This window comes from Pseudomonas sp. ADAK13 (genome assembly GCF_012935715.1).
Classification (GTDB): domain Bacteria; phylum Pseudomonadota; class Gammaproteobacteria; order Pseudomonadales; family Pseudomonadaceae; genus Aquipseudomonas.
Window position 1 is genome coordinate 6,232,442 of sequence record NZ_CP052860.1, and the last position, 14,488, is coordinate 6,246,929.

Genomic DNA, 14,488 nt, shown 5'->3' on the forward strand with positions numbered 1-14,488 from the left:
TTGGGGGGAGATCATTCCGAGAGTAAGAATTCTGCTCGGATAGTTCCACATAGCTGCAATCTGGCGGCTCGTTGTACCGGCGGCGATCGTCACCGCCCTCATAGCCAAGTTATTTATGAGCATGTATTCGTCCTCAGCCATGTTGAACTGGGAATTGAAGTAGGCGATTGAAACGCCCTGCCCGGTCGAGCCACTGCCCGCGTACGTCCAGTTGTTGCTAGACCGGACAAACAGAGCGGACGGGGTGCCGGAGTCAAAGATGACATTGCGGTTTGCATCCCGCGTAGGTAGCCAGAGCCTGAGCAACGAAGGTCGCAACAAACCAGCGCCCCACCGGCTTGATCGTGTACATATTGAAGATGCGCACACGAAACCCGGTCCAGTTTCCCGGCGAGCCAAATATTTCAAGGTTGCTCATCCCGATAATGCCCGCGGCACTGTCGGGCCTGATGAAAACAAGTGGCTGCTCTTGAGTTGTAATTGGTGATGGGAAGTAAGTAGATGAGGAGTCTCCATTCTCCTCGGTGCCTACGTACCGACCTTTGTAGAGAACGACCAGCCTGGAGAATTCGGAATCGAGAATAATTCGATCGTCATCGGCAGACTTGAACATCAGGCCATATGAATCCGCCATGTTATTTGAACCTCGTAACGACCAATCGCTGCCGCGTTGTTGTTATTGCAGAGTTCCCGTAAGGATCACCTCTAATCGTTCGCCACACCCTGACGAACCCGTTAAAAACCTCGGGCTCCAGCTGAGCATCCTGCAAAGCATTCAGGCTCTGTACGGGCATCACAAACGCGGCCGCGTTTTGAGGGGTGATACCCGCAACAGCAAGGTCCACATACTTCGTAGACCAGAACTGCGGCTGCATTATTTCGGAGTACACAACTCTCATCGTGAACGAGTTTTCATCGATCTCGATGGCCCCAGTTGGTCCTTTGACCCGCATTCCGAAATTCATACGGAAAGCCTCCCGACCGTCACCCGATCAATATCGTTCGCGTCATAGACGGTGAGACCGTTGTTGTTGAGCAAGGTAGATCCGTCAGCGCCCGTGCTTCGAAGCGTGAAGGTGCCGGCCTTGACGTTGATCTCCAAGAGCGGACGACCTTTAGCGTCAACCGCCTCAGAGCGCAGCGTCATGCCCAGCACGATTTCCTGAATAAACGCCCGACTGATCAGCGCGGTGTCGATAACCACCTGCCCGTTCTGCACCACAAACGGCGTAACGAACCCGCCACCGGCTAGGGTGTTCACCACCGCGAAACGGTCAGCACTCACCAGGAACTGGCTTTGCAGCAGACCATCAGCATTTTGCTCGATACCAAGCCCGATGCCGGCGGCCACGTACTGGCCGTTTTGGTTGACCTGCATCTTCACCGCCCACATGGTGGACAGCTTGCCGTCGGTGTCCGCCTGGGCTTTGGCCGTGATCTGGATCGCTGCCTGGTTCTTCCACTCGCTGAGCGCGCTGGCCAGATCACCCTCATCTGTGCCGTCACGCCCGCCACCGATCACGGCCTGCAACGTGGTGGTTTGGGAGGCGATAGCGCTGTTGGTATCGGCCAGAGACTGGGTGACCGTCTGAACGGCTGCCGAGTTCTCGTCGACCTTTGTTTGGATCAGGTCGGAGCGTGCTGCCTGAGCGGAATCGCCGTCAGCCCTAGTGGTCGCCTCCGAGCTGATAGCCGCCGTGTTGCCGTCGACATCGCTTTTCAACTGATCCAGTCGAGTCGCTGTCGCCAGTTTGTCGGTGGCCACCGCCTGCTCCAGCGTGGTCAGCCCGGCCTTGTTCGCACCCACCGCCGCATCGAGCGAAGTCGTGCGCTCGACCAGCGCCAGGTTGTCAGAGGCTTGCACCTTCACCTGCTGGGCGAACTTCGCCGTGGCATCCCAGCCTTGCAGGGCGTCAGTCAGCGCACCCTCTCCGTTATCCTCCCGCCAGCTTGCCTGAAGCGATTGCAGCGCAGATGCCTGGGCAGTGACCTTGCCGTCCACGGTGTCGATGGAAGTTTTGTTCTGCTGGATCTGAAGCGCCATGGCCTGGGTTGTCTCGGCAATGGTGCCGATATCGAACCAGTACGCGGCGTTTGGTGGCGCGGTGTTCTTCGGTACCGGTGCGGTGGCTTGGTACAGGTGCTGACCCTGCCGCACCACGTCGCCGGCGGCGTAGGTTTTGGTCGGATCGTAGACCAGCGCATCCGTGATCTGGTCGATCAGGTCTTCCAGTTCCTGCTTTGCCTGCTCCAGTCGGTCATTTACCGACCCGGGCCCGTCGCCCGAAATCAGCTCGATCTCCTTGACCAGTTCCTGGGCCAGTTCGGTTTTGCCGATCTGCCCGGCGATCAGGTCGAGGATCGGCCCGGCCTGTGAGCTGGCCCGGCCCATGACCCCATTCACCACCGGATAGAACGGCCCGATGTTGCCGGTGCGGTCTACCAGGCGCGCCCAGAAGAAGAACTGCGCGCCTGCCAGCAGCGACTGCATGCGGTAGTCAGCCTGCGGATAAGCCAGGTCGGCCAGCTTCAACGTCGTAATAGACTGCAGGTCGTTCGTCGGGCCATACCAAAGCTCGGTGCGCTGGGTATCCTCGGCGCCAGGTGGGAAAGCCCACTTGATGCCGATGCCGAACAGCTCGCTGGTGGTGGTCAGCGACGACACTGCCGGCGGCAGGCCGACCTTCCCTTGTAGATTGGTCAGGTTCGAGCTTTTCCAGATCGACGAGATCTCGAAGGCGCTCACCGAGCGGACCCGTGCCAAGTAGGCACCCGAGTAGATGCCAGTGACGTCCACGCTGGTAGAGCCGGTGCGCTGCACCTTGATCCAGTTGCCGCTGTCCTTGCGCCACTCCACGTCATAGGCGGTCGCGCCATTCACGGCGGGCCACGAGATGTTCATGGTGCTGATGGCGATGCCCTGGTTCACGGCGTAGCTGGATGTCAGCGTGACGCTGGCCGGCGCCGGAACCACGGTGATCGGAATAACGCTGATCGGCCGCTCTTCCAGCCGAGCGCCGGTGTCGATGTGCGCGAACTTGCTCGGATCGTACTGCACGGCCGAGATTTCGAACACGCCAGGCTCTGGCCGGGAAACGCTGGTAACCCGGTACAGCGGGATGGCCAGGTCGTCAGCGTCGAGCGCCCACACCAACTCCCGCTCAGGCGCCACGGAGTACGCCGTGGTGACCGTGACCTGGCGGCCGCTGACCAGTTGCACGGTGCGCCCCTCGCACTTGCCGTCAGGCAAGTTGAGGATCAGCCGGTCGCCGGGTTTGGCCTGGGTGTCGCGGTCCAGGGTGATGACCTTGCCGTTCACCGCAGAGATGCGCCCACCCACGGGCCGACCGGCCAACAGCTCGTCAGCGATCGGGATGACGTAGCCAGGCAGCGGGATACGACCGTCCAAGCCAACCCTGAAGGTGACAACCCGGTCCTTGGAGTTGGTGAGCAGAGCCCACTTGCCACGGCGCTGGGCCTCCGATTCACGCGTGCAGCCGATCGCGCTGATCTCCAGCGGGTTGTCGCCATAGCGCCGCTGCAGCTTTTGGTCGGTCACGGCCGTGACGTCGGTGTCGTAGTTGTTCAGCGGGTTGTCGTAGCTGATCAGCGCCCGGGTGTACCGGGTGCGCTCCGACGCGCTGGAGTATGTGAATTTGCCGTCTATGACGTTCGCCCGGGTATAGGCAAAGTCGAAGTCGGCGGCGCGCGGCATATCCGACAGCGTGAACACCTGGCCCTGGGCCCAGTAGGTCATGCCCCGGTAGATCGCCGAGATATCGCGCAGAAGCGACCAGGCATCAGCCTTGCTTTGCAGGTTCAGGTTGCAGATGAAGCGCGGCTCCATGCCACCTTTCCCGTCGGGCACCAACTGGTCGCAGTACTGCGAGATGCGATAAAGCTCCCACTTATCGACCATCCACGGCTTGATGCGGCGGCCCAGGCCGAAGCGGTCGGCCGTGGTGATGTCGTAGGTCATCCAGACCGCGTTGTCGGTCCATGCCTGCTTGAAGGTGCCGTCCCAGATCCCGGTGTATGAACGCGACACCGGGTCGTAATTGCTCGGCACCTGCATTTTCTTGAGCTTGGTCTCGACGGTCACCGCCGGAATGCTCCGGAACTGCTCGGCGGAAAATTCAATGTAGAGCAGCGCGGTGTTCGGGTACCGCAACTTGGCGTCGATCACCTCTGTGAAACCGGCGATCTGCATCGTGTCGGAGATTTTGTTGTTGTTCTGGTTGATCGTCAGGCGCGTGATGCGCATCAGCCAGCCAGAAGTAGCCTTCGGCAAATCGATGCGGCGGGTGCGCTCGTACACGCTAGTGGTCTTGCCGTCGACAGCTTCGCTCAGCACCTGCTGGTACGCACCGCCGTCGGTTGCCAGTTCGACCTTGTACTCAATCCGGTACCCGTTGATGTTGCCGCCGGCGTCCACAGACTGGAGCGCTGGCCAGGCGAAGCGAACACGCACAGCCGAAAGCTGGACGTTGTTGATCGCACGAACCCACGGAGTACCACTACGCAGTTCGGTGCTGATGGTGGTTTCGTTCTCTACCGAAGGGATCCCCTGGATATAGGTCTGGTCCACCGCCCCGGTGCGCCATTCCCACTTCACGTTCGGGAAGTTCATATTGCCCTGAGGGTCTTGCAGCGGGGTGTTATCGAGATAAATGTCCTGGGCAGTTGGCATACCCTCGAACTCACCCTCCCCTATAGCGATCAACATTTTGGCGATGGCAACGGAGCGCAGGCTGTCCGGAGCTTCCGTTGGCGTTTTTGGTTTCTCTTCGCCGCCCTTAGCGCCGTGGATATCAATCTTGCGTGCTGCGCCCATGCTTTTCTCCAAGCAATAAAAAACCGCCTCATGGGCGGCTGCGGTGCTTCAGGTGTTGGCTACATCTGGTCTTCGGCGTAGATAACGGCGCTGATGATCGCACCCCCTACCCGCCGCTTGCCGTAGCAGAGCGGCACCGGGTTACCGGATGCCGTGGTGTTCTTGGCGCTGCCGAAGGCGTAGCCGGGCGTGTTCTCAGGCGCGGCGCTGGTCTTCAGGCCGCCGGCCTGGGGGCTGAGCATCTGGATAACGCCGCCCAGAACCATCGAGCCCCCCATCATGATCAGGGCTGACCCAAACGGGGCGCCTGCTCCGAATGTGCCCCCGGTAATCACCGCGCCGACAACGATCAGTACGGCCCCGATGATGGTCTGGAGTGCCCCGGCACGCTTGCTGCCAGTGATAACCGGTGCAATGCGGATATCCCCCTCGCCGACAAACCCCAGTTCCTTTTCTGCCAGGTTCGTCGCCCCGCGAAATACGGCGAACTCGATCCCCCGGGATTTGGCATTGGACAGGAAGCGCTCGAAACCCGGTATCTGCACACACAGGGCCTTGACAGCCTCGGCCGGCGTCCTCACTGCCATCCGGAAGGACCGGCCAAACTGCCGGAGCTGGCCATAGAGCAGAATCGTGGTCATGGGCTGATAATTGATGGCAAGTGCCGTCATGTGCTTTTCTCCAGGCAATAAAAAAGCTCGCCGAAGCGAGCCTTGAATAATTTGACGTACTGCTACAGGCAGCCTTGCAGCGCGGCAAGCCTTTTATTGGCGATCCAGTTACCGACCACCACATAGTATTTCGCTTCGGAGCCTGAGCTTCTGGGCTGTATATCAACGAAGTACTGGGAGCCCTCAGTGAACACCGTATATCCGGTGTCGCGTCCTGGCTGAAGTGTGGCCCCCGGCGTGCCGCCGAAAATTGGTTGGTTCTGCCATTCGTACTGAACGCATTTGGCCAGCGCGGCGTCGGACTTCTGCGAGGTCAGCACCCTGTATGGCCCTTCCTGGCGAGCCTCGTTCATCGTCGGCGCCATGCACCCCGCCAGCATCGCCACAGCTACCGCCGCTATCAAAATCCGCATGTCGTTCCCTCTTTGATTTGGCGGGACTGTAGCACTGAGGGGAGAGATGCAAAAAGCCCAGCGCCCGGCAGCCCTACTCTTGCGAAAATAGGGAGCAATAAAGCCAGACTATTTATGACGCGCATACATGACCGCCGTCCCTCCTGCCACTGGCCGTGCCTGCAGCTCAAAGGCCTGGGGGTGTCCTTTAATCAAGTCACTCAGCTTTTTGAACCCATGAGTACGCGGATCAAACTCGGGCCGCAGCTTTGTTATGTTCGCGCCCAGCGTTCCTAAGTTAGCCCACCCGTCTTCGTCAGCGATGTCGTCCAAGATTTTGACGATGAATCGTATAGGTACCTTGGGTCGTTTGCGTGCCTGGGAAGCCGCTGCCGATTTACCCGCTTCAGACTCGGCCTGGCCACCTTCATTGCCAGCCACCAAGACATCCTCACGCAGCAACTCTGTGTAGATGAATTTATCGCACGCAGCCACGAATGGTTTGGGTGTTTTCTCTTCGCCAAAGCCATAGACCGTCAGACCCTCCTCACGCAATCGGGTCGCTAATCGAGTGAAGTCGCTGTCGCTCGACACAAGGCAGAAACCGTCGAAGCGACGGGTATACAGCAAATCCATAGCATCGATAATCAGCGAACTATCCGTAGCGTTCTTTCCTTTGGTATACGCAAATTGCTGTATTGGCTGGATGGAATAGTCGAGGAGCACTTTCTTCCAGCTCCCTAACTGAGGAACGGTCCAGTCACCGTATATACGTTTTACGCTAGCAGTTCCGTATTTTGCTATCTCCTCGAACAAGCCTTCGACGATAGCAGCAGGCGCGTTATCGGCGTCAATTAGGACAGCTAGGTGCTTTTGGGAGTAATTAACTAACTGAGTTGCCATTGTTCGTCCTTGAAAATACTCACAGTATCCAGGTGCGTCCTGAGTGCCTCACAACTTATGCGAAGAGCCCTGCGCGGGGCTGGGCTATGTCTCATTGCTGGCGGACTTCTAAAATCGTCGCGCCGGGATACTTAGCGAGTATTTTCCGTTCAGCCTCCCGCTGATCCACCCCGTTCTGAAGCACATTGCTCATTCCGGAACCGTTGCTCGCTTTCAACTTGAACACAAATGTCTTCACTGCTGCCACGTTGCGACTCCTTCGCTTTGATTGAAAACCGACGATAGCACTTTGCCTGGCCAGGCATCCAGCGTGGATGGAATGCCAGTAACTCGCCTGACGATTGCCGTAGTAGCGTTGCGCCTTCAATTACCAAGGAATGGCCATGTCAGTCAGAAGTCTCGTGAAAAATCTACCAGCAGACCCGGATATGCCTGGATGGGTGCTGGGATGGGCAGTGGGTCGTAATGATCCATGGAGCTTTGTTGACATCTACGCCGACAAAAATGTCGCAGAGATCGAGGCTGAGCGCCTAGGTGACGGCCACACTGTGAAGTATGGGTCGCACAGGCTAGGAACCGATGAGTTTATGGGTGGCGGGGAAGATCCTAGATAGCGACCGCTTGCGCCAAACCAAAATCAATTCTGCCAGGCCCTAATACAAGCGCCGCTTGAAGCCCTGACTTGCCACAGTAGCTGCGGCTGTAGCCACCTTTGCTCTGGCACTTGCCGGAGAATTTCACGCGATCCATCTCGACACCGCCATCAAGAATGGCGACTTCGGCTTCAGCGCCGCAGATACCGACGTCAGTGATGGTGAAGAGGTCGTGAATGGTCAGCATGTAGCGTTGTATGATTTGCATGTAGCCCTCCGAGCTTAAATCATCGGCGTTGATAAAGGACTGTCTGGCACGCAGACATAAGGAACCTCGTGATGGACCCTCGACTTGTAGTTCAAAGAAACTTCCCGCGCTGCGATGACTACGACGAAAACTCATTCAATGGCCAGCTACACGAGCACGCGCTCTGGGCACAAGATGAATACTGGCTCTTAGAGTGGGCTCTCTACCAATTGGCCAAGGAAGAGGAAGTCGACCCTGAGCTCTACTGGCAGGTGTTTCGCATCTTCAGCCACTGTTTCCTGTCATTTGGCTGCCACTTCGATCCGAATGACGGCTACAAAATACGTAACCTCAAGAGAGCACAGCTATACGACTGTCGGGAGAGATTCCAGGTGGTATTTGAGGGTTTTTTCTCCAGAAATATGCCTGAGCAAAACATCTTTGAAGAAGAGAACCCACTGCTGCTCACCCTCCATTAACTTGCTGAAGCGCCTCCTTCACATAAGATGATTCGTGCCGGTCTTTGTGCCTGAGGATCAGGCGTGTTCGATCATGCCAAGGCCCGCCGTAGACGATGATCTCGGACGGCCTGCCGTACAGGTGATGCAGCAGGAATGGGCCCGGGCCGAAGGTGCCCGACTCTTCGCCGGGTAGAACCGGATCAGTGCCCAGGTAGATCCCGGCATGATTCGGGTGAACCGTGCGCCCAACGTGCATGACGATCAGGTCGCCGCGTTCTGGCCAGTCGACACGGACGAAACCGGCTGCCTCATAGTGTTGCTCGTACAGGCTGACGTTCTCCGCACTCTCCCACCAGCCATCAGTGCGCTGGAAGGCCTCAAACTCAATCCCCCATTCGCGCTGGTACCAGTCAGCGCAGACCTGCCAACAGTCCCAGGCGCCGTGCACGAACGGGCGCCTGAGCAGCGGCGTGCTGCCCGTGGGAGTGATCGTGCGCAGGTCGCCTTCGGGCCACGACAGGATGTGCCAGGGCAGCGCCGTGGCCTCGCACATGGCCAGGTCGTGCGGTGACGGTCGGCTGGTCGCGTCCGGGTGCGAGTGGACAATGCCGATGACTTCTCCCAGGTCTTCCGCCGCGGCGTAGTCCTCAGGATCGAGCCGAAATTCTTCGTTCGGCTCCGTGGCGATGTTCCGGCACGGGAAGTACTTCTGTTTGCGCCCGATGGCCAGCAGCAGGCCACAGCACTCTTTCGGGTACTCCGCTGCCGCATGCGCCTGGATCGCCGCAATGATGTACTTGCGCATGGTCAGCTCCTGGCTATCAAGGACACGGCAGGGAATCCGCCGAAGGAAAGTTCGTTGTTCTCGCCGAAGCGCAACTTGCAGGACGACAGGCAACCCTTGCACTGATCCTTGGCCGGGTCATCCGTGGGGTTGTCCTCGTCGTCGAACATGGCCGCGCCGGTGTAGCCGCAGTCTGGCCCCCGGTAACCATTCGTCATGGCCCAGTGGCACAGCGTCGTCATCTGGCGCCCGGGCAGACCGTGGTTATCGATCTCGCCTGGTGAGGACAGCTCCCAGACTACTGCTTCACCGTCCTCGCTGGTTTTCTGGTCGATGTACCAGATCTCCAGTCCTTCCTGAGTCGGATCGGCAGCTGGGTTGCCATCGGGGAAGTTGGCCGCGTCCAGGTACTGGGCCAGGGTCTCGCGAACAGTCAGCTTGAACTTCAGCATGTCCTCGAAGTGCAGGCACAGCGCCGTGACGCGCCCATTGATGTTGCCAGCGGCGAACGTCGGCCTGGTGGCCGTGCCGTCGCTATTGGAGCCGATGCCCTCGATCTGTACGGGCCAGGCGGCATACTCGGCACCCTGCCACCAAATCGACTTGGCCGGCAGATCCTCCTCCGAATGCTCATATGCCAGCAGTTCCTCCGGCGTGTGCGGGATGGCGTGACCGTGGAAGCGCAAGTAATCCGCGCCGTATTCGGTCCCATCAATTTCGAACAGGCGAATTTCGGCGCCGGGCTCCAGTTTCTGGATGTCCGTGATCAGTGCCATGGGTGGTTATCTCAGGGTGAAAAGGTTTGTTCGAAGGTCGCGGTGATCGCGTAGACCTGGCCGCCGCGGTGCACTGGCTTGTAGCCGTTGCACTTGTAGAGGCCCAGGTCTCCCAGGGGCGGCTCCCAGAGGAAGCCCTTTGCACCCTTGTGCCGGTCGATGAAGTCCATGATGTCCTTGATCCGGCCCTTCATGCCGGTGAAGGTGACTGGCCAGGACTGGGATTTGTTGTTGATCCCGTCCTCGGTCGACTGCGCGTAGCCGTCGGCAAACTGCTTCGTGCGCACGCGCTGCTTGATGTCACCCTCGACGCCCTTCTCGGTGGCCCAGGTAAATCGCTCGATTGCCATAAATCATCCTTTTACGTTTCGGCTGCTCACGCCGCCTTGGCGCCAAGACTTGGCGATCTCTTCTGTTGCGATTTGTCGGGTGCGCGACTCCATGTTGCGCTGGAACAGCTCGGCGTCGAACTCGGCCCCGTCTGGGCGGCCGGCCTCCTGATCCGTCAGGATGATCGGCATGCTGAGATTGAGGTTTACCCCGCCACCGCCGCCGCCAATCGCGGAAACACCCAGCTTGCCGTTGGCAGTTCGGGTGAGCGGCATGATTGCCTCTGGCCCGGCCTCGCCAAATAGAGCCATGGGCGCCAATGTTGGACCAGTGGCGATGGTGTTGGTGAACGCGCCGCCGTCGGCAAACATCTGCACACCGCCCGACCAGGCGCCGCCCTTGGCCTGAATGCTGCCCGGAGTGAAGTTTGAAAGGTCAGTTCCGGTGTAGCCGGCCTGACTTGCCCCGCCAGAACCACCGCCGCCGAAGTAGCTCAGACCTGCGCCAAACAAGCTGCTGAGTAGCTGTGAGCTCGCTTGTCGAGTGGCAATCCGCGCCATGTCCGCAAGGATCGATTTGGCAAAGTCAGCAAACGACAGCTTCCCGGTCAGCGCGAAATTAACCACCGCATCTTCCATGGAACTGAAGGCATTGCCGAACAGGGTTTTGGTCTTCCCGGCAATGTTCTTCGCCGAATCCAGGTAGTTGGCCCAGGCCGACGTCGCGCCCCTCGTCCAGTCGCCCTGGGCGTTCTCCACATCCGCATAGTTCTGCCGGATCTGGTCTGTAGCAGCCTTGTTCGCGTCTGCGAGCGCCTGCGATTTACGCTTGAACTCCTCCTCCGACATGTTGCGCGACGGGTCGGACTTCTGGTTGGCCAACTCCAACGACTGCTGAGCAAACCGGTCTTGCTGGCTGTTCAGTTCGCCATTGAGTGCATTCTGGCGGTCACCCTGGCCCACGCCGAGAACCGCGCGTTGGCCAGCAAGCTCCAGTGCTCGTTGTTGCTGAGCCAGGGCCTGCACGTAGGTGGTGATCGACCGTTCCTGCTTGGCCAGACGCCCGGTCTCGTTGGTGGCCAACACCTCAAGCTGGCTGTCAGCCTCCTTCTGCGCCTTGACCATCCCTGCGCGCGCGTCAGCGATCTTCTGGTCCAACTGGATGCTCTGGGCAGCACTCGTGGACTTCTTGCCTTTGACGGCCTCCAGCGCGGCAATCTCGGCCTCGTAGGCTGCGGTCACCTCGTCGCGCTGGTTGCCGATCAGGGCTTCACGCTTCAGCGCGTATTCGGCCTGAGAAATAAGCCCGGCCTTCTCCGCCGCGTCCAGTTGCTTCTGGGTGTTTTTGTACTCATCAACGATGGCGGCTAGGTTGTTCTTGGCGTTGTTGAAACCGGTCAGGTCGACCTGATTGGCAGCAGCTTTTGGGTCTTTGAACTTGTCGCGGGTCTGTTTTTCTAAAGCCGCTTCCTCCGCGGCGGTGAACGTGTAGCCTGCCTGTCGCGCAGAAGCGATACGCCTTTGATTTTCCTCAAGCGCTTTGGTCAGCTTCGTGGACTTTGATGCCGTCGCTTCGAGGTTGCTTTGCAGCGTTTCATAGGCCTTCGTGCCCTCACGAATATCTTGCGCTTGGAACATTTCACGCCGGGCCTTCACCTGATCATCCACTTCCTTCTGCAACAAGGAGGTGATGTCGCTCTGGGCTCCGGCCTCGCCGCCACTGAGCATCATCATGTCCGGGTTGTCGCCCAGGATCATCGGGTTAGATTTAGCGTTACGTAGCGTATTCAGGCGGTCGGCGAGCTTTTCGAACTTCTCGTCGAAGGTATCTTCGCGCCCGATATCAAGCACTGCGTCCCAGGCACCTTTGGCGGCCCCCTTAACTGCATTCCATGCGCTTTCGACCGTACCCAGGTTGCCGGTGATGGTGCCAGCACGCTCGATCAGCGCATCAGCGTATGCACCCTCTGCCACCTGCTGGGCGCCCAGCGTATCGCCTTGCTCCTGCAAGGCCCGAATCTGGGTGTACACGGCGGCGGTGAGAAAGTTGTACTTGTCATTGAGCGCAACGACCGACTTTAGCGGGTCATCAGCCAGCTTGGTAAATTCCTGAACGGTTTCAGATGCCGCTTTGCCGGTGGCTTTCTCGAACGAGAGAGCTGCAATAGCAATCTGTTCGAAGCTACCGCTGACGATCTTCCCGGAGCCCGCCAACTGCGCCAGAACCGCCGCTGCCGAACCAGTAGTGCCAATGGTAGTGCTGACCTGCTTCGCCATGGCCGCAAGCGATGACGAGGTTGTGCCAGCGGCATTCCCAGTGGTTACCAGGGACTCACGGAATTTGTCCTGCTCCTCGCTACCTTTGTAATAGCCAACGGCCAAGCCGCCCACGGCTGCGGTGGCCAGGGCCAGCGGCCCCAGAATGGCAAGCAGCCCAGCGGCGCCCGCTCCAGCCCCAGCGCCCAGTTGCGCAACCGCACGTACACCACTCCCCCAGTCGCCCGAGGAAAGAGCATTGCCCAACTGCACGACGTTTTCCTGCGCCTGGCGGGTGCCGAGGCGCAGCTTGTCAAAACCGGTGGTGGTCTTTTCGAGCTTGGCGTAGTCCTTGTCGATCTTGCTCAGGGCAGTGTTGTACTGGTCCTGGCTGATGCGGCCGGCGTCCAGGTGTTTTCCCAGTTGCTCGACCTGTGTGTCCAGCTTGGCCAGCGCCGCGCGGGCCGGGTCAATCGCCCCCAACAGGCTGTTCAAGGCCTTCTGCTCATCCATCGCAGACTTGGCCAGGGCGATCTGCTGCTTATCGAGCTGCGCCGAGATCTTCGCTGCCTCGGCCTCACCATAGGCGCCGGTCTTGGTCAGCTTCGCCAGCGCGTCACGCTGCTTTGCCAGGTCCTGTGTGGTCTTGGCACTGGTGGAAAGCGATTTCTCCAGCGCCTGCATTTCGTTCATCAGCGAAACGGCGGACTGCTCGGCCCGGCCGCCGGCCTTCGCCATTTCATCCAGACTCGTTTTCGCCTGGATTGCATCGGCCGAGTCGATCTTGACGCCGAGTTCTGCAATGTTCATCGACTCACCTTGAATAAGTGCCCGTAGTTACGGGCTGTTTTCCCTTTCCTCCGCCATAACGCGCAGGGCTTCGCCTTCCAGCACCTGAAGGTCAGGGAAGATTTCAGCGAGTTTCTTTTTCTTGATGCCGAGGAAGCCGGCCACGTCGCGGATGCAGGTGTAGTCGAGACCGATTGCGCCACCGGCGCCAGCCCGCCACTGAGTCGACATCCTGTTGAACAGGTAGAACGCCGGCCAGTTGCAGGGCCAGACCTCGGTCACCTCTTCAAGGTCACCCGGGGTGAGCCCGAACAGGCCCATCAACTCAGCAGGTGCCGCCGGCGCGTAGAGTGCGCGGGCAGCGTCCGTCAGTTTCCCAAGCGGGCCTGATTGAATGCGCTCTGGTAGGCATTCACGACCGCCTCAGCAGCGCCCTGGCAGGACGTCACCAGCGCCCGAATGCTCTTGTCGTCGAACTTGTCGTCAAAGCCCCAGCCGACTACCAGGTCCTTGATCTGCTGCGACTGCTGCTCAGTGTCAGCAGCAACGATTTCGGAAAGCGTTGGGCTTTCGCCCAGGGCGGTCCGAGCTTCATCGCGCTTCAGGTTCCACTCATCAAACAGAGCGGCAAGCCCCGGGCGATCCCGATACTTAAAGGTGAACTCGATTTTCTCGGGCTCACCCCCAACGATAGGGATCGACACGAAGGCCTTGAACGTCGGGTTTTGGGCAATTCTGATCTTCGCCATGGGTTACGCCACCGCTGTCAGGTAACGGGTCGGTTCGCCCTGCAGCGCCAGGTTGACGGTGCGGGTCAGCAAGTTGCTGCGGGACACAGTCGGCTGATTGGAGAAGGAGGTGAAGGCGCCGTAGAACAGCGTGTCGTTGCCCGGCAGGTTCAGGCGCGCGGCCTGAATGGTCTGGCTGGCATCAGCGGCGCGCAGGATGGCGTTGAACGCCTGCCCCGGGTCATCCGCAATGGTCAGCGCCAAGCTGGCCGCCGCTTTGTCGGTTGGCATCTGGCGGCCCTGCTTGTCTTCCAGGAACACCACGTCCAGATAGTTCTGGGTGCCGCCGGCGAAAGCCACGTCAGTGATTTGCGGAATCTGCACCCAGGTCAGCACCTTCTTCAGCGAGCCGATGCCGGAGCCGGCCGGGTAGACCTGCACGTCTGTGGTGTCGATGCCTTCGAGGGTGATGGCGGCGGCAGTGGCAGCTTTCACACGCACAACCCGATTACCCAGGCGAGTCCAGCCGGATGTGATGATCACGATGTCGCCAGCCGACAGCGTGCCGCCAGTCACAGTGGCCACAGCCTCAGCCGCGTTGCTCAGCGCCGAAAACGGGATGTCCGGGCCATAGGTGGCACCGTGTTGGAAGGTGCCGCCGTCCGGAATTTTGTAGCCCATGGGTATTTCCTCTTTGCAGATATGAAAAAACCCGCTCAATGGCG

Annotated in this window: 15 protein-coding genes; 1 reads left to right on the forward strand and 14 read right to left on the reverse strand. The window is 59.5% G+C overall.

The window, feature by feature from the left end:
• Positions 1 to 253: 253 nt before the first annotated feature.
• The 7 genes from HKK54_RS28645 to HKK54_RS28675 all read right to left on the reverse strand — a co-directional run bounded on the left by HKK54_RS28645 (position 254) and on the right by HKK54_RS28675 (position 7,661).
• Positions 254 to 634, reverse strand: a complete 381-nt coding sequence (locus HKK54_RS28645) for a hypothetical protein (RefSeq protein WP_169388645.1) — start codon at positions 632 to 634, stop codon at positions 254 to 256.
• Positions 635 to 961: 327 nt separating this feature from the next.
• Entirely contained in the window at positions 962 to 4,834 is a 3,873-nt protein-coding gene (locus HKK54_RS28650) for a phage tail protein (protein WP_169388646.1), read from the reverse strand.
• 59 nt (positions 4,835 to 4,893) lie between these two features.
• Positions 4,894 to 5,505 carry a tail assembly protein gene (locus HKK54_RS28655; protein WP_169388647.1) on the reverse strand — a complete coding sequence of 204 codons (612 nt, stop codon included), beginning with the start codon at positions 5,503 to 5,505 and terminating at the stop codon, positions 4,894 to 4,896.
• A 62-nt stretch (positions 5,506 to 5,567) separates the two neighbouring features.
• Positions 5,568 to 5,918 (reverse strand): hypothetical protein, encoded by a 351-nt coding sequence (locus tag HKK54_RS28660; protein ID WP_169388648.1) that lies wholly within the window; start codon positions 5,916 to 5,918, stop codon positions 5,568 to 5,570.
• Positions 5,919 to 6,026: 108 nt separating this feature from the next.
• Positions 6,027 to 6,800 (reverse strand): NYN domain-containing protein, encoded by a 774-nt coding sequence (locus HKK54_RS28665; protein WP_169388649.1) that lies wholly within the window; start codon positions 6,798 to 6,800, stop codon positions 6,027 to 6,029.
• A gap of 91 nt (positions 6,801 to 6,891) precedes the next feature.
• Positions 6,892 to 7,047 carry a hypothetical protein gene (locus tag HKK54_RS28670; protein WP_166742166.1) on the reverse strand — a complete coding sequence of 52 codons (156 nt, stop codon included), beginning with the start codon at positions 7,045 to 7,047 and terminating at the stop codon, positions 6,892 to 6,894.
• 359 nt (positions 7,048 to 7,406) lie between these two features.
• The gene (locus HKK54_RS28675) at positions 7,407 to 7,661 is read right to left on the reverse strand and encodes a hypothetical protein (RefSeq protein ID WP_169388650.1); all 255 of its coding nucleotides are present in this window, start codon (positions 7,659 to 7,661) and stop codon (positions 7,407 to 7,409) included.
• Positions 7,662 to 7,732: 71 nt separating this feature from the next.
• On the opposite strand from HKK54_RS28675, the gene HKK54_RS28680 reads away from it, so the two are divergent.
• A complete protein-coding gene (locus HKK54_RS28680) occupies positions 7,733 to 8,119 on the forward strand; it encodes an Imm41 family immunity protein (protein ID WP_169388651.1) in 387 nt (128 codons plus the stop codon).
• Here the strand turns inward: HKK54_RS28680 and HKK54_RS28685 are convergent.
• The 7 genes from HKK54_RS28685 to HKK54_RS28715 are packed head-to-tail and all read right to left on the reverse strand — an operon-like array spanning position 8,106 to position 14,444.
• Entirely contained in the window at positions 8,106 to 8,906 is an 801-nt protein-coding gene (locus HKK54_RS28685; RefSeq protein ID WP_169388652.1) for a C40 family peptidase, read from the reverse strand. The genes HKK54_RS28680 and HKK54_RS28685 overlap by 14 nt on opposite strands.
• Before the next feature lie 2 nt (positions 8,907 to 8,908).
• On the reverse strand, positions 8,909 to 9,661 hold the full coding sequence (locus HKK54_RS28690) for a phage minor tail protein L (RefSeq protein ID WP_169388653.1): 753 nt from the start codon (positions 9,659 to 9,661) through the stop codon (positions 8,909 to 8,911).
• Positions 9,662 to 9,672: 11 nt separating this feature from the next.
• Positions 9,673 to 10,011: a phage tail protein gene (locus HKK54_RS28695; protein WP_169388654.1), complete on the reverse strand. Its 339-nt coding sequence runs from the start codon at positions 10,009 to 10,011 to the stop codon at positions 9,673 to 9,675.
• A gap of 3 nt (positions 10,012 to 10,014) precedes the next feature.
• On the reverse strand, positions 10,015 to 13,056 hold the full coding sequence (locus HKK54_RS28700) for a phage tail tape measure protein (RefSeq protein ID WP_169388655.1): 3,042 nt from the start codon (positions 13,054 to 13,056) through the stop codon (positions 10,015 to 10,017).
• A 27-nt stretch (positions 13,057 to 13,083) separates the two neighbouring features.
• Positions 13,084 to 13,356, reverse strand: a complete 273-nt coding sequence (locus HKK54_RS28705; RefSeq protein WP_169388656.1) for a DUF1799 domain-containing protein — start codon at positions 13,354 to 13,356, stop codon at positions 13,084 to 13,086.
• Between the two features lie 47 nt (positions 13,357 to 13,403).
• Positions 13,404 to 13,784 carry a phage tail assembly chaperone gene (locus HKK54_RS28710; RefSeq protein WP_169366786.1) on the reverse strand — a complete coding sequence of 127 codons (381 nt, stop codon included), beginning with the start codon at positions 13,782 to 13,784 and terminating at the stop codon, positions 13,404 to 13,406.
• Positions 13,785 to 13,787: 3 nt separating this feature from the next.
• Positions 13,788 to 14,444 (reverse strand): phage tail protein, encoded by a 657-nt coding sequence (locus tag HKK54_RS28715; protein WP_169388657.1) that lies wholly within the window; start codon positions 14,442 to 14,444, stop codon positions 13,788 to 13,790.
• Positions 14,445 to 14,488: the final 44 nt, after the last annotated feature.

What these genes read in the sequence shown, in the direction of transcription:
- HKK54_RS28645 (WP_169388645.1), bottom strand. Translation starts at nt 634, where the DNA reads ATGGCGGATTCATATGGCCTGATGTTCAAGTCTGCCGATGACGATCGA.
- HKK54_RS28650 (WP_169388646.1), bottom strand. Translation starts at nt 4,834, where the DNA reads ATGGGCGCAGCACGCAAGATTGATATCCACGGCGCTAAGGGCGGCGAA.
- HKK54_RS28655 (WP_169388647.1), bottom strand. Translation starts at nt 5,505, where the DNA reads ATGACGGCACTTGCCATCAATTATCAGCCCATGACCACGATTCTGCTC.
- HKK54_RS28660 (WP_169388648.1), bottom strand. Translation starts at nt 5,918, where the DNA reads ATGCGGATTTTGATAGCGGCGGTAGCTGTGGCGATGCTGGCGGGGTGC.
- HKK54_RS28665 (WP_169388649.1), bottom strand. Translation starts at nt 6,800, where the DNA reads ATGGCAACTCAGTTAGTTAATTACTCCCAAAAGCACCTAGCTGTCCTA.
- HKK54_RS28675 (WP_169388650.1), bottom strand. Translation starts at nt 7,661, where the DNA reads ATGCAAATCATACAACGCTACATGCTGACCATTCACGACCTCTTCACC.
- HKK54_RS28680 (WP_169388651.1), top strand. Translation starts at nt 7,733, where the DNA reads ATGGACCCTCGACTTGTAGTTCAAAGAAACTTCCCGCGCTGCGATGAC.
- HKK54_RS28685 (WP_169388652.1), bottom strand. Translation starts at nt 8,906, where the DNA reads ATGCGCAAGTACATCATTGCGGCGATCCAGGCGCATGCGGCAGCGGAG.
- HKK54_RS28690 (WP_169388653.1), bottom strand. Translation starts at nt 9,661, where the DNA reads ATGGCACTGATCACGGACATCCAGAAACTGGAGCCCGGCGCCGAAATT.
- HKK54_RS28695 (WP_169388654.1), bottom strand. Translation starts at nt 10,011, where the DNA reads ATGGCAATCGAGCGATTTACCTGGGCCACCGAGAAGGGCGTCGAGGGT.
- HKK54_RS28700 (WP_169388655.1), bottom strand. Translation starts at nt 13,056, where the DNA reads ATGAACATTGCAGAACTCGGCGTCAAGATCGACTCGGCCGATGCAATC.
- HKK54_RS28705 (WP_169388656.1), bottom strand. Translation starts at nt 13,356, where the DNA reads ATGGGCCTGTTCGGGCTCACCCCGGGTGACCTTGAAGAGGTGACCGAG.
- HKK54_RS28710 (WP_169366786.1), bottom strand. Translation starts at nt 13,784, where the DNA reads ATGGCGAAGATCAGAATTGCCCAAAACCCGACGTTCAAGGCCTTCGTG.
- HKK54_RS28715 (WP_169388657.1), bottom strand. Translation starts at nt 14,444, where the DNA reads ATGGGCTACAAAATTCCGGACGGCGGCACCTTCCAACACGGTGCCACC.